This is a genomic window from Pseudoalteromonas sp. C8, assembly GCF_011378685.1.
Classification (GTDB): Bacteria; Pseudomonadota; Gammaproteobacteria; order Enterobacterales; family Alteromonadaceae; genus Pseudoalteromonas; species Pseudoalteromonas arctica.
Window position 1 is genome coordinate 33279 of record NZ_WTKT01000010.1, and the last position, 14721, is coordinate 47999.

Annotated in this window: 10 protein-coding genes and 1 pseudogene; 5 read left to right on the plus strand and 6 right to left on the minus strand. The window is 39.1% G+C overall.

The genetic code is table 11. The features are described 5' to 3' along the window. Positions 1–116 precede the first annotated feature (116 nt). On the plus strand, positions 117–2252 hold the full coding sequence (locus GQR39_RS11265) for a TonB-dependent receptor (protein WP_165735661.1): 2136 nt from the start codon (positions 117–119) through the stop codon (positions 2250–2252). A gap of 34 nt (positions 2253–2286) precedes the next feature. On the opposite strand, the gene GQR39_RS11270 is transcribed toward GQR39_RS11265, so the two are convergent. The 5 genes from GQR39_RS11270 to GQR39_RS11290 all read right to left on the minus strand — a co-directional run bounded on the left by GQR39_RS11270 (position 2287) and on the right by GQR39_RS11290 (position 7359). Then, positions 2287–3381 carry a mechanosensitive ion channel family protein gene (locus GQR39_RS11270; protein WP_165735662.1) on the minus strand — a complete coding sequence of 365 codons (1095 nt, stop codon included), beginning with the start codon at positions 3379–3381 and terminating at the stop codon, positions 2287–2289. A gap of 96 nt (positions 3382–3477) precedes the next feature. Next, positions 3478–3879, minus strand: a complete 402-nt coding sequence (locus tag GQR39_RS11275) for a DUF6691 family protein (protein ID WP_165721623.1) — start codon at positions 3877–3879, stop codon at positions 3478–3480. Positions 3880–3882: 3 nt separating this feature from the next. Continuing rightward, positions 3883–4296, minus strand: a complete 414-nt coding sequence (locus GQR39_RS11280; protein WP_165735663.1) for a YeeE/YedE thiosulfate transporter family protein — start codon at positions 4294–4296, stop codon at positions 3883–3885. 2 nt (positions 4297–4298) lie between these two features. After that, the gene (locus GQR39_RS11285) at positions 4299–5558 is read right to left on the minus strand and encodes an outer membrane protein transport protein (RefSeq protein ID WP_165735664.1); all 1260 of its coding nucleotides are present in this window, start codon (positions 5556–5558) and stop codon (positions 4299–4301) included. A 385-nt stretch (positions 5559–5943) separates the two neighbouring features. Continuing rightward, positions 5944–7359, minus strand: coding sequence for a sugar porter family MFS transporter (locus tag GQR39_RS11290; protein WP_165735665.1), 1416 nt, complete (start codon positions 7357–7359; stop codon positions 5944–5946). 426 nt (positions 7360–7785) lie between these two features. Here GQR39_RS11290 and GQR39_RS11295 point away from each other — a divergent pair, with 426 nt between their 5' ends. Together GQR39_RS11295 and GQR39_RS11300 are read left to right on the plus strand one after the other, a co-directional pair. After that, the gene (locus tag GQR39_RS11295; protein WP_096793441.1) at positions 7786–8241 is read left to right on the plus strand and encodes a hypothetical protein; all 456 of its coding nucleotides are present in this window, start codon (positions 7786–7788) and stop codon (positions 8239–8241) included. 62 nt (positions 8242–8303) lie between these two features. Then, positions 8304–9047, plus strand: a complete 744-nt coding sequence (locus tag GQR39_RS11300; protein WP_165721627.1) for a competence protein CoiA family protein — start codon at positions 8304–8306, stop codon at positions 9045–9047. 132 nt (positions 9048–9179) lie between these two features. On the opposite strand, the pseudogene GQR39_RS20305 reads toward GQR39_RS11300, so the two are convergent. Beyond that, positions 9180–9369 (minus strand): annotated as a pseudogene (locus GQR39_RS20305) (protein phosphatase); the annotation flags it as partial. Positions 9370–9459: 90 nt separating this feature from the next. On the opposite strand from GQR39_RS20305, the gene GQR39_RS11305 reads away from it, so the two are divergent. Together GQR39_RS11305 and GQR39_RS11310 are read left to right on the plus strand one after the other, a co-directional pair. Then, on the plus strand, positions 9460–11658 hold the full coding sequence (locus GQR39_RS11305) for an exonuclease domain-containing protein (RefSeq protein WP_165735666.1): 2199 nt from the start codon (positions 9460–9462) through the stop codon (positions 11656–11658). A gap of 468 nt (positions 11659–12126) precedes the next feature. Next, positions 12127–14481, plus strand: coding sequence for a TonB-dependent receptor (locus GQR39_RS11310; protein ID WP_165735667.1), 2355 nt, complete (start codon positions 12127–12129; stop codon positions 14479–14481). Positions 14482–14721 lie beyond the last annotated feature (240 nt).

A 14721-nucleotide genomic window follows, 5' to 3' on the forward strand; every position in this document is an offset into this window, starting at 1 on the left:
TAATTAATATTAGTTCTAATATTTAGATGTATTAAACCCGCCCTTGTGTTGATTATGAAAATGATAAAAGTTATCATTTAGGTTGTTGGCTATCTACACTTCTCCCAGGAATTATCATGTTTAACCCTAATTATTTGGCATTAAGTATTGCTGCGTCTTTATCTGTTTTTTCTAATATGGCATTTGCAGAGCAAAATAACGATATTGAAAAAATAGAAGTAACTGGCCGTGCCCAGCAATTTTACCTAGAAACCGAAAGTAAAATTGGGACTAAAACTAATTTAGATCTTATTAAGCTTCCGCAATCGGCTCAGGTTTTAACAGAGCAACTTATAATTGACCAAGCAGCTCGTGACATTACCGATTTGTACCGATCTATTGCGGGAGTGAGCGAATATAGCTACTCAGGCGTAACTTTTCGTGGTTTTAGAGATGACGCAAATGTATTTTACGATGGTGTGCGTGGCGACCCATATTCGGGCTTTGGTGTACCGCAGTTATTTAATGTAGAACGTGTTGAAGTATTAAAAGGGCCAGCCTCTGCTTTGTATGGCGGTGGCGAACCTGGTGGGATGATTAATTACGTAACCAAAAAGCCAAGCTACACACAAAAACGTGAATTAAAGCTTACTTTGGGTAACTACAACACCCGTGGTGCATCACTCGATATGACCGGCGGTTTAACCGACACCATGGCGTACCGTGTAGGTGGCTATTACGAGGAGCAAGACAGCTTTCGTAATAATGCAGACTCAAAAAACACCGAGCTGACAGGTGGATTGTTATTTGATTTAAGTGATTCAACAACCCTAACCACAAGTGTTGACTACATTAAACAAGACCTAGGCGGAAACCGCCTACGTGGCGTACCGGTAGATGACAACGGCAATTTTTTAGTTGACCCAAGTTATAACGTCAATGAGTCGTTTGATTATCAAAATATGGAAGCTTTGGTACTTCAAGCCGAGATAAGTCATTACTTTAGTGATGATTTTTCTGTAAGTAGCACACTGCGTTACATGGATAACGAGCGAGACCAAGCCTACCATGAGTCGCAAAACTGGGTAGATGTAAACGGTGATGGCATTGCCAATATTGATGACGAAACCATCAAACGAGAATACCGCAAGCAATATCGCGCCAATAAAGAGGCAAGCTTAACCACCGACTTTGTTTATAACTTTGGACAAGGACAATTAACACATCAGTTTTTATTTGGTGGTGATTACCACACCGTTGATACCGAATATGACTACTTTCGCGCCCGATATGAGACCGATGGCGTCGCTAATTTAAATATTTTTAATTTAAACTACGGTGAAACCGATCCAAGTACTTATAACCTCACCGATTTAAACCGCGATGGCGTTGATACCGACCGATTTGGTGTATACGCGCAAGACGTAATTAGCATAGGCGAGCAGTGGACAATAATTGCAGGTTTGCGCTATGACCATTTTAAAGAGTTTAATCAAGAAACTGGTTTTAGTTACTCAGATAGCGACATAACGCCGCGCGTTGCTGTTACTTATCAGCCAGTAGAAAACACATCGGTATATATTAACTACTCAGAGAGCTTTAACCCTACATCATCAGCCGACCAAGAAGATGTAGAAGGCGAAGGTAATTTAGAACCAGAAACCGGCAAGCAAACCGAGCTGGGTATGAAAAACAGATGGTTTGATGGCAAAATAATGAGTACATTTGCTGTTTATCAAATTAATAAAGAAAACGTGGTAATGAGCAACCCAGACGATACTGGCGCGGGAGATGGCATTGCTGCACTTTTAAATATAGGTGAAGTAGAAAGCCGAGGCTTTGAAACAACCTTAGTAGGCGATTTATCAGCGCACTGGACCGTAACGGCTAACTACGCTTACAACGATACGCAAGTGGTAGACGGCGTAACGGGTGATACGCTTTCAAATACATTTGGAGATGGTTCGCGCTTTGCTAATGCACCACGCCACCAGGCAGGTTTATGGACTCGCTACGCACTGGATTCGATTGACTCATCAATTGCCTTTGGTGCAAATTACGTAAGTGAGCAACTTAGTACAAGTGGTCAAAAAGTAAAACCATTTACCGTATTTGATATGAGCTGGACGAGTCGCTTTGATGACGTGTTATTGAGTGTAAATATTAATAACCTGTTTGATAAAGAATACGCGGTTAGTGGCTTTACTGAGCGTAATGGCCACTTTCCCGGTAGCCCTCGCGAAATTGTTGGGCAAATAACCTACAAGTTTTAATACTTATTAGCGCGAGAGTCTCTCGCGCTTTGTTTTAAGTATCGCCTTGCACCTTTTTATCACTATTAAATTTAGCGGATTCTTGAGTAGTGTTAATAGCCGTAATAGGGAAGGGGATTACAATACCTTCTTTTTTATAGCGTTTATGCAGGGCTTTTATAAAAGCAGATTTTACCCAAAAGCGATTAAAGTATTCTTTAGCTCTAAGCATTACCGTAAAGTTAATGTTTGATCTATCAAAGGTATGAAAAACCACAAAGGTATTGTAATCATCAACGCCCCATTCGTGTGAAATAAGTATTTCGCGAGCCACTTCAAGTGTTACTTGCTCAACAAACTCTAAATCTGAATCGTAATGCACGCTTATATCAACAGGCACGCTTAACTCTTTTTCAGGGTAAAAGTAATTAATAATACGCGACTTAGATAATTGGCTATTAGGTATAATAATCATATTGTTAGGTAGCATTTTAACCCATGTAGATCGCCAGCCTATGTGATCTACAAAGCCTTGTTCTTTTGATTCCAGCTCAATAAAATCGCCCACTCTTATGGGTTTATCTATCACTAGCTGCACGCCAGAAAAAAAGTTTTCGAGGGTAGGTTGTAAAGCAAGGGCAACAGCCAGTGATGTAATACCTAACGAGGCAATAATGGGTGTAATAGAAATACCTAACGTGCCCATTAATACTAGTATTCCTACGGATGATAATGTAACGCGTATCACGCCTTTAATTATGCTTTTTGAATTAAAAACAACGGCAGATTGTTTACCATAGTAATTAATAGTGCCAATAATAAAGCGGTCTAAAAACATAATAAGTGCCAGTAGAGCTAGTACAATATTAATACTATTAAAAGGAATTTGTTGAGAAATAGAAGTACTAATAATGAAGGTGTCGTGCTCTAAAATGGTGAGCAGCACAATAATTGTGCACAGTGTTAGCGGTTTAGATATTGACTCTATTAGTAAAGTATCGAATATAAACTTGGTTTTTGAAGTCCATTTTTTTAGCCAGTACATTACAAAAAAGCGAATTAAAAACAGTAGTATAGCTATAAGTAAGAGAGATGAAATCGCGCTTAACCAGGGGGTGCTGTTGGAAAATTCCAGCGCTTTATTTAGCATAACTTAAACCTGTTCAATATAGTTTTATATATATTGCAGCAAGTTATGTACCTTTGTTTGGAAAAGTAGCTGCCGAGTTTTAGTCGGCAGCAAATATTATACTTTTTTGGCTAACCACATACCGCCTAAGACGGCTGCAAAAAATAATAAAAATTCCATTTTAAGAGATACCAATTGAACCAAGCCTGGGCCTGGGCAAATGCCACTTAAACCCCAGCCTAAACCAAAAAATACTGAGCCGATAATTAAGCGCGCATCAATATTTTTTAAATTACTTAAATTAAATGTTCCTGAAATAAGTGGTTTCTCTTTTTTTGCAACCCATAACCATGTAAGCATCATTATTAGCATGGCAACAGCCATCACTATAATTAAGCTTCCATCCCATTGGTTTCCATAGGTAAGAAAGTTAATCACTTTAGCAGGGTTTGTCATCCCGCTAATAATAAGCCCTAAGCCAAATATAAAGCCTATAACAACCATCATAATTGCTTTCATTATTTATCCTACAAGGTTTGCTGTAATGAAGGCAACAAGCATAAATGTACATGTTGCAACCCAAGAGCGAGCAGAAAAGCGCGACATGCCGCACACGCCATGGCCACTTGTACACCCGTTAGCTAAAGTTGTACCCGCGCCAACTAAAAGCCCTGCAACAATAATAAGCCAAGGCGGTAACTGTAATTCGCCTTCTAATAAAGAAGGGGCAAATACTCTTACCGCTACACCTGCCAACAATAATCCTAAAATAAAGTATAATTGCCAACGAGAGTCTGAATTGGCTTTAGCAAATACAGACTTAACAATGCCTGATATGCCCGCAATTTTTCCGTATAAAACCAGTAATAACGTACACGCTATACCTATTAATGCACCGCCTATTGCAGCCGATACTGGGGTGAATTCTGTTATCATTTTTAAATTTCCCAAACAATAGAAACGCCTAAACCGGTTTGTTTCATTTCGATTGATAATTGTTGATTAGGCGCTAAGTAGTTAGCACCCGTTACTTTTTTTGCTGGCGAATAAAAAGCCATAGCGTTTAATTGTACCTTGTTGGTAAAAGAATGGCTAAGGCCAGTTGTAAAATGCCACTCTTGAACGCCCGGCGCTAAAATATTTAATATAACTTGGGACGAAGGAATCGGTTGCTCGGTGTAAGACACCCCAAAACGAATTTTTTGTTGCGATGTACGCTGCCATTGATAGCCAAGCTTATAAATAGTCATATCGTTCCAGCCAAACCCAGCTCCTGCATCAGCCCCTAAAGGCGCTGACATCAAGTTATTAACTGGATTTGCAATACTTTTCACTTCGCTGTAATTTATTTTTTGCCAATCAAATACAACCTGATTACTAGGGGTAAGCTTATAGGCAGCACCAAGTTGAAACGAACTTGGCAGATCAAATCCGCCTTGCTCTGCAAACAAACCTTTATAGCTATCAAACTCTTGCATAGACACTGATGAGCGGTAACTTGCTCCCCAGCTTAATGACGAATTTATATCTTGGCTAATACCCAGTTGAATGCCTAGGCCTGTACTTGTATCGGTGCCATTATTTGTAAGCGCTTCTGGTGATTGCGAAAAAGGAGCAAAGTTTCCAAGCCCTTGTGCTTCAAACTGTTGCACCACGTAAATAGGGGATACACCAAGGCGTGTTTGTTCATTCAATTTATAGCTTACTGTTGGGCTAATAAAAAGTTGTTTTAAATCAACGCCTGTTGTACCAGCGTAAAAAGTCCCCTCAGGAGAGGATTCTGCGCCGTACTCGGTATTCATACCGCCGTTGCCATACACTAATAAGCCAATATTTACTTTTTCATTTAATTGATGGCCAATAGCAAACTCTGGAATTGCAAATACAGTGTTGTCGCTTTTTTGTGTTTTTGCTTCAAGATAAAATGCGCCAGGGTAAAAAGTATCTACTTTTGATGCAGTATATTTTCGTTCAGGTGAAAAAAGCTCTAAGCCCAGAGATAGCTCTGTTCCGTTAGGTAAAAAAGTTGCTGGATTATTAGCGCCAGACATTAACTCTTCTGACAGCGCTACACCTGCGCCAGCCATGCCTTTGTGGGTCATGCCATAGCCGTGAGTAAAATAACCATTAGTAGCAAATGCACTGAACGAACCTAACGCACACGTTAAAGCTAAGCCTGAAATTAACTGTTTTTTCATTTTAGTAAATACATAAAGTTGGAATGGGCGGACAATAGCTAATTTTTGATATTCTAAAAAGGAATTTAAATAGATTAGTTATAATAAAAGGTAATACGGCAATGGTTATAAAGTTTAAATAAATGAGCGTAGATTACTATTCAGCCTTAGCTTAAGTTAAAAGGTTCGCTAACGTATTGAGCTATAATGATATTTAAGTATGCAATCGGTAGCTATACACTTTGGTATTAAAAGTTTGCTGGTAAAAGCAGCGTTTACGTATCAACAGCAGTTTAAAATATATTTAAGAATGATTGTTTAGCTCATCTAAACAATCATTCTTAAATAGTACTACTGTAGGTAAAAGCAAAGCGGCGATTACGATTAATAGCACCGCTTTTAAAAATCACATAGATTCGAGCGTTTTACCGCGGGTTTCTTTAATGTATTTAACAACAAAGAATATGCTTATAAGTGCCGATAACGCATAAAAGCCATAAGCACCGGCAAGGCCAATGTTAGCTAGCATAATAGGGAAGGTCATAGTAATTGCAAAGTTAGCAATCCATTGTGCGCTTGCTGCAACAGCAAGGGCTGCACCACGAATGCGGTTATTAAACATTTCGCCTAATAATACCCATACAATTGGGCCCCAACTTAAGCCAAAAAATACCACAAATAAGTTAGCCATAATAAGTGCAAACGTACCCATGTTATCGCTAAGGGCAAGTTTGCCTGCTTCATCAAGGCCTGCGCTGCCAAATATATAAGTAAGCGCGCTTAAGCTAATAAACATACCAATACTACCTACAAGCAGCAGCGGTTTACGGCCAACTTTGTCAACTAGGGCAATGGCAATAAAGGTCGATACAATATTTGTGGTGCCCGCTAATACATTTATAAATAACGATTGCGACTCATCAAACCCAGCGGCTTGCCAAAGCTCAGAGCCGTAATAAAACACCACATTAATACCCACAAATTGCTGAAATACACTCAGTGCCACACCCACCCAAACAATTGGGTGTACTTTTTTACTGTTATCAATAAATAAGTCGCGAATACTTGGCTTTGTGTCGCTATGCAATGAGCGTTTAACATCGCTTATTTGCGCATCGGCATTGTCGTTCGATATTTTGCTAAATACCGATTTTGCATCATCCACTTTACCTTGCGCCACTAAATAACGAGGCGACTCTGGAATAAATAAAACACCGACTAAAAACAATACTGCAGGCACAAGCTCAGCCCAAAACATCCAGCGCCAAGCGGCTATATCAAGCATTAAAATATTTTGCGCACTACCTGCTGCATCAGCAATTAAATAGTTACTTAAAAATGCCGCAAACAAACCCAGTACAATAGCGAGTTGTTGTAGTGTCGCTAAACGACCACGAAGAGCGGGTGGTGCAACTTCAGCAATGTAAGCTGGCGCCAATACCGATGCAGCACCAATACCTAAACCACCAAATAAGCGGTAAAAAATAAACTCCGCAGAGCTTTCGCTAATGCCCGACCCAAAGGCACTAATGGCAAAAATAATCGCGGTGATGATCATAATTGCACGGCGGCCAAACTTATCTGCCAGCGGCCCCGCAGCAAGTGCACCTAAGGCACAGCCAAGTAACACAGAGGCAACATTAAAGCCCGTAGCCACACTACTTGAATTAAACGCATTACCGAGTGCCGATACCGTGCCGTTAATAACGCCCGAGTCAAAACCAAATAAAAAGCCACCAATAGCAGCCACGGCCGATATAAATATTACGTAAAAAAGAGAGGTGTGTTCAGCTGTGTTGGAAGGCGGTGTGTGCGTTGTCATTATATGCCCTGAAAGTTAAATTAAATATAAAAGAGCATAATATCGTAAAGCGTTATGGTTGAATATGCTTGTGCGGGTATAAAGGGATTGGCAAGTATAAATTAAGTTGTTTTTAAAGGTTTCAATTTAAAGGTATTAGCTAAAGGCGTTAGATTCAATACTTTGAAATTAAGTAGCGCCTTTTAATAACAAAAACTAAATTTCAAAGAATAATATGCACTTTATGGAAAGTGCCTGTTGGAGCAATATCACTGTTCTCTACCATTTTGGTATGTTTTTGCAATTACATAAACTGATATGAGGTTTAGTAATTGTTTACATGTGGTTATTTGGTGGTTAAGGTTAATAGATTATAAAATAGGGACATTTGTCGGTTTATAAAGCGTCAAATGTCGTAGATTAAATTGTCATATTTATAGAGATACCATGTCTGTAATTCGTAGCTCAGTTTTTCAAATCATTTTTAAATCAATTTTTTTACTATTATTTAACTGTATCGGATTCTTTGCAATATATGCTGGCGCTCTTTTATTCCTTAGCGAGAGTAATACTTCGTTATCGCCAAATGAACAACTTTTGGCGTTAATTCTCGCTTTGGTTACAACATCTATTTTTGCTTGGTGGATGGTACTCAGCTTTCGGCAATACGAAATCAAAATAGACAGTGAAGTAATCCTACTTAAAGGATTATCTGGCTGGAAAAAAATTGACAAAACTTTTCCACTCTCCGATCTTGACGGTGCAGAATTAGGAACGGATTTAGCTCTATTTAAGGGGAAAAAATTGGTGGCGAAGCTTTCAATGGTTTCTATAGCATTTGACAATCATTCGCTAAATAAAAGTATTACAAAAACTTTACCCGCTCCTGAATTGGGTAAATAAATATAACAAGCCAATCCAGCAGCGGCTGATTGAGGCATTATACAACCGAGTGTTATGTACTTATGAAATTTTCATTAGTTGACGGATTTAAGCAAGCTCCTCTGCCCAAGATGAAAGGAGTTTGTATATATTGTGGTAGTCCAACCGTAGCAAAGTGTGGTTCAAAAATTAGATGGCATTGGGCGCACAAGGTAAAATGTAGTTGTGATCCTTGGTGGGATAATGAATCCCAATGGCATCGAGATTGGAAAAATCATTGGGAAGATCGTAATCAAGAAATAGTATACTTTGATAAAAGTGGTGAAAAGCATATTGCAGATGTTGTTAATGAGCAGAATATTGTAATTGAATTTCAAAACTCCCCAATGTCTGAAGCTGAGTTGAAATCAAGAGAGGATTTCTACGGGGATATGATTTGGGTAATTAATGGTCGTAATCTAGCGAAAAACATAAAATTACGTGCGATGCTTCCTGATCCTCTGCATGAATCAATGGAAGATATATCTATTCATTCAAGTAATCATAAAACTCATTTCGTTTATTCTTTTATTTCTGAGTATCGAGGTCCGAATGAGTTAGTAGAAATACATAGCTCAGATAAAATAGATGGAATAATTAAATCCACGCATGTAGGACACTTCCTCTTTGAGTGGAAAAGGCCTAGATATGTTTGGTTTAAAGCAACAAAACCAGTTTATTTGGACTTTGGACAAGGTGTCATCTGGCAATTAATGCGTTTTAACAATTATAGTAGTTTCTGTATTAAGGCATGTATTAAAAATGATTTCTTGGCAAAGTTTAAATGAGTTGCATAACAAGTGATCAATCTTATCAGTGCTAATTCATTACAGGCTATAAATAGAATTATTAGCACTATTTATAGTGCTAAATCTTCCCCAACCTCTGCCTTACACCTCAAAGCTCTCAAAGTACTCTTTTTACAGCTCTATAGTGAGTGCTTTAGGGCGAATGCCTTGTACTAGGCTGTATACCTCTTCTTATGTGTAACCTGTCAAATTTAAAATAAGTGCAGCGACCAATCTTGTGCGGCCAGTGCCGTCTTTACAATGTATGGCAATGGTTTGTTTGTATTGTATTGTATTGTATTGCTTGTAGTATGTCGGTTTTTACATTTAGTGCTTATCGACTCTACATTATTTTTATATGGCAACTATAAGCATTACTGATTACAAGTTTAAGATTGAATAATAAGCGCAAATGCTAGATACTGTTTTTATATACAGTTGTGGCGGTATTATGAAAAAAGAATTACCAGCAAAATACTATTTAGCGCATTTTAGAGAGCTTATTGAGTTTGTAACAAGTAAATGTATGCATTTACTTGAGCCTAAACATAGTGAATTTATTAGTAAAATTAACCAGCTAGATGAGCAAAGCCAGTGCATGTTAGCGCGCGTGTACTCGCGAAAGCCTTATTTGGTGCAGGCGCAATCGCTCAATTATGAAGAGATAACATCGCCGCATCAGGCTATTTATACGCTAAAAAAAGCGAGCATTTTATTTGAGCCAAACGAGCAGCATTATTCGCAGCTTTTAGCGCACCTAACTAAGCCTTCTTTGGTTGAGTTACTAAGTAATTACGACGAGCAAATAAGCTTTAAAAAGAGCGCCGCTAAAGGCGCGCTGGTGGATATTGCGCGTGAGTTTTTTAAGGCATGCCCACAAGAGCTTGTGCCACTTTATAGCCAGTATGTAATTAACAACCGCAGTGATTACTACGAGTATTTTGAGTTTTTATTTGCAGGCAAACTAAGCAGTGGTGATGTAAATCATCAAAACCGTTTTGTAATGCGAGACTTAGGCTTAACCGCTACGCGCGAAGGACACAGTGAGAGCTTGTCGCGGTTTGAAACACTTGACGAAGCACAATCAAACTATTTACTAAACCGTTACCGGTTAGCATTTAAAAATATTACAGATGAGAGTGATTACCTTGCTTTAGCGTCGCAGGTTTTAGTGCAAGCTGCACATGGTGCAATTGCCATTGTATTAAAAAACAAATTATTAGTTAGGCTTTATAGGCAGCTAAAAACAGTTGATAGCGAACTTGCTTTTAGCTTACTAGAAGGGTGCGCGGATGATAGCGAAGCACAAGAAATTCAAATAAGAGAGCAATACAGGCTTGGCAATAAAGAGTGGGTAAAAGCACGATTAGAAGCCATTATCGAAAACCCGCTCACTGATGATTTACTGTATTTTGCTGACGATTTTTTAATGCGTAAGTTTAATAAAAAAACACGTTCTCGTTTAAGTGCCATGCTTGCCGACACCCAATGCGTGCTAGAAATAGATGAACTTTACCGAGGTGAAGTAGAGCAGGGCGTAAACGATTATTATACTCGCCAAGGTATGGCTGTATTTAATACCGAAAACACGCTTTGGCAAAGTTTGTTTGGTTTAGTATTTTGGCATGAGTTATTTGTGGAGTCGCCTTATCCGCCATGCAATGAGTTTGATATTTATCCGCAAGTATTAAGACTTGGTAATTTTTATGAAGCGCAGCAAACACAGATAAATGAGCGCTTAGCACAGTGCCAAACGTCGCAAGCATTACTTAATTTAGTATGCAAAAATGCAGCGCAATACTTTGATCAACCTAACGGTTTGTTTAGGTGGCGCAGCAATTTATTAGAGCCACTAGAAGCACTTATTTTAAACAGCCCACTTGAGGCATTAATTACTCATTTAACGGCTATGAGCAAACATTATTTACAGCTAAAAGACGGCTACCCCGACTTAATGGTTATCAATAATGGCCAAGTACATTTTGAAGAGGTAAAAGCCCCGGGCGACAAACTTAGGCGCAACCAATTAACTACTATTGATAATTTAAAAAATGTGGGCTTTACAGTACATATTGCTGCAGTTAAGTGGTTTGTAGACCCAAACCGTGTTTACAGCGTAGTTGACATAGAAACCACGGGCGGCTTAAAAGGCGGCAACCGGATTACCGAAATTGGCATCGTTAAAGTGCAGCACGGTAAAGTAATTGATACTTGGACAAGCTTAGTTAACCCTGAGCGCCATATACCTGGATTTATAACGTCACTAACTGGCATAAGCGATAGCATGGTACGCAACGCGCCAGTATTTGCCGATATAGCCAAGCCGCTATTAGATAAACTCGCAGGCAGTATTTTTGTAGCCCATAACGTTAATTTTGACTACGGCTTTATTAAAAAAGAATGCGAGATGGCAGGGCACTTTTTTAAAATGCCAAAAATGTGCACCGTGGTTGAATCGCGCAAAGCGTTTAAAGGCTTAAAGTCGTATTCGCTTGGTAATCTCTCATCGCATTTTAATTTAAATTTAACCAGCCATCACCGCGCACTTGCTGATGCAACGGCTACTGCTGAGTTATTGTTACTTATTCAGCAATCCCAAAGTAGTGAATAGATCTTCAGGTTAACTAAAAGCCACTAAATAGTTATGCCATGAATAATCAGCACTTAATTGAAAATTAATTATGTGCTGACACTTAAAGTGGGTCTTTAATATAATTTAGACTTCGAAGTCTAAATTATATGCTCTATTCGAATTTCATTCCTTTTCTTTGTTTAAATCCCTCGCATTAAACTGATCAAACCAGTAATTTTAAATCCGCCATAAAAATTAAATTTGTTTACTATTAGCTGCTTGAGTGGGTTTTAAGCTTTTGTTTTTATAACACCTGTTAGTTACATGTAAAAGTTGCATTAATCGTTGTTGCATTCGAATGCAAAAGGCGGTAGTTTTTATGAGTCGAAAAAATAGTCATTTAAATACTGCGTTTTTAATAATTATAAATAATAAAAATTCGGTGGTGGAGCATAGCGTCCATAAATGCTTAATAAAATTCATTTCAACAGGTGGAGAATTTATCTCATGACGACGAATATTTTACGTAAAACACTTATTTTTGCTGCTGTAAATACGGCGTTATTAGGCTCAGCATCTGTATTTTCACAAGAAGCAAAGTTAAACCCCAATAAAGAGCTGGAGGTGATTTCTGTTACCTCTACTAAGCGAGTTAAAAGTATTCAGTCGGTGCCTTTAGCAGTTACTGCGGTGTCGGCTAAAGATTTACTAGAAAATGGCATTACCGATATTTTAAGCCTTGATAGCCTAGCGCCGGGTTTAAAGTCGGGTGTGTCGGGGAGCGATGCCCGTCCAGCTATGCGCGGTGCCAGAACAGAGCAAGTAGAGGCTAATGATGTTGCTATTGCATTTTACTCTAACGGTGTTTATCGCCCACGCCATGGGCAAGCACTCGCTGGCTTTGTTGATTTAGAACGTGTTGAAGTACTACGCGGCCCGCAAGGGACGTTGTTCGGGCGTAACTCATTTGGTGGCGCAATTGATGTAATAGCTAAAAAGCCTGAACTTGATATCACCGCAGGTGGTATGGCTACAACGTTTGGTAATTATGGCCATTTGCGCGGTGAAGGCTTTTTTAATGCTGCTTTAACCGATGACACCGCAGTACGCTTTACTGGGGTGCGAGAAATACGTGACCCGTACGTAGAGAATTCGTTTAATGAATCAGCAGGCTTGAAAGATGCCGATATGTATTTTTTACGTGGCCAAGTATTTACTGAATTTAACGACGATGTAAATTTAAATGTAAAAGTAGAAACGTGGCAGGACGAGTCAAATGGCGGCGGTGCTTTTGGTTACCATATTTTAGGTGTGCCTATAAACCCAGCGACAGGTAAAACAAGCTTATCTGCACCATTAACTCAGCGCATTGGTCGCGATGATGTGTGTGGCAGTAATTGTGGTCGTTTTGGTGCAGGCCTAGATAATGCAGCAACGCCTGGGCTTGATACTGCCCAAGGTGTATCGTCAGACCCATTTACTCAGCAGTTTGATTATAAGCCATCACGCAATGTGAGCGATGTAAGTATTAGCGCCGAGTTAAACTGGTCGCTTGAGTCGGTTGATTTAAAAGTAATTGCAGCCTCAATGGATTACGAAGAAACACGCCTTACCGATGGTGATTTTTCGACTTATGCAACCACAGTAGATGGTAACGCAATTGAATCTAAAACTAACTCGTTAGAAGTACAAGTTAGCTCTACCTACGAAAGTGATTTTGAATGGGTGGCTGGTATTTACTTATTTTCAGAGGACCTAGATAACGCTTTTTTAAATGCGAGCTACGGAGCTGTGGTTGATAATGTACCCGATACAACGCAGCCTCAAGCACTTCAATATGCACCATGGTTAAACCAAATTCAGCTAGAAACGCGATCAGCGGCGGCTTACTTTCAAGGTAACTACACATTTAGTGATGATACACGCGGTATAGCAGGTATAAGGTACACAAATGATAAACGTGAGTGGGATATCTACGGTCAAAATACCAATGATTTAAGCACGATCGATTTTTCAGAGTTAGAGGTAAAAGATGCAGATGGCGATTGGAGTAAAGTAACGTGGAAAGTTGGTATTGAACACGACTTAACAAACGATCAGCTACTATACGCTACAGTATCTACAGGCTTTTTAGCTGGTAATGCACAGGGCGCTTTTAACGGTGAAAACAGTTACGATGAGCAAACAGTAACGGCTTACGAAGTAGGCTTTAAAAGCATGCTGCTTGATAATTCATTAAGATTTAACGCCTCTTTATATTACAACCAATACGAAGATTTACTTTCTACGCGTTTTCAAAATGTAGGCGGTACGGCGGTATCATTTTTTGGTAATGCGGGCGAAATTGATGCAGCTGGTCTTGAGCTTGAAATTGATTGGCAAGCGAGTGATGCATTGCGCCTAGGTGCACGTGCCGCGTTTACAGATTCTACTTATGGTGACTTTGTTACGCCAAATGTGTTTGAAGAAGGCGGAGAGACTATAAATGGCGTAGATAACTTACTGCAACTTGACGGTAACGAAGTGCAGTTAAGTCCCAAATATAACATTACCCTTTTAGCGAGTTACGAGTTTGATTTAGGTGATAAAGGCCGCATTGTGCCTGCTACCAGTATTCAGTTATCGGATTCGTATACGACCAACGATCTCCCGTTTTCGTTTGGTACGCAAGGTAGCTATCAAAAATACGATGCCAGTATTGCATGGTATTCGGCCGATAATGAGTGGGCTGTACGCGCATATGTTCAAAATGCAGGCGATGAACTTATCTTGCTTAGAACGGTTCGCTTTGGCGGTAACGTAGCGGCTGCTGACTATGCTAATCCTCGCACTTATGGCGTAAGAATAGGTTATAACTTTTAAGCCAGTTATCGTTTTAACTGCTTTATACTCGGTTAGGGTTTAACTAAAGTTAAGTTATTAATAAAATTGGATATTATTTAAAAGGCCAGCAATATTGTATTGCTGGCCTTTTTATTTTATAGATTTCGAAATCATTATTATTTTGATTTTAAATCATTGTTATTTATGTTTTTTTATAGTTCAGGTTAATTATTTGGCAGAAAGTTGTTGATCTTTTTGACTTCGAAGTCTATTTTGTAT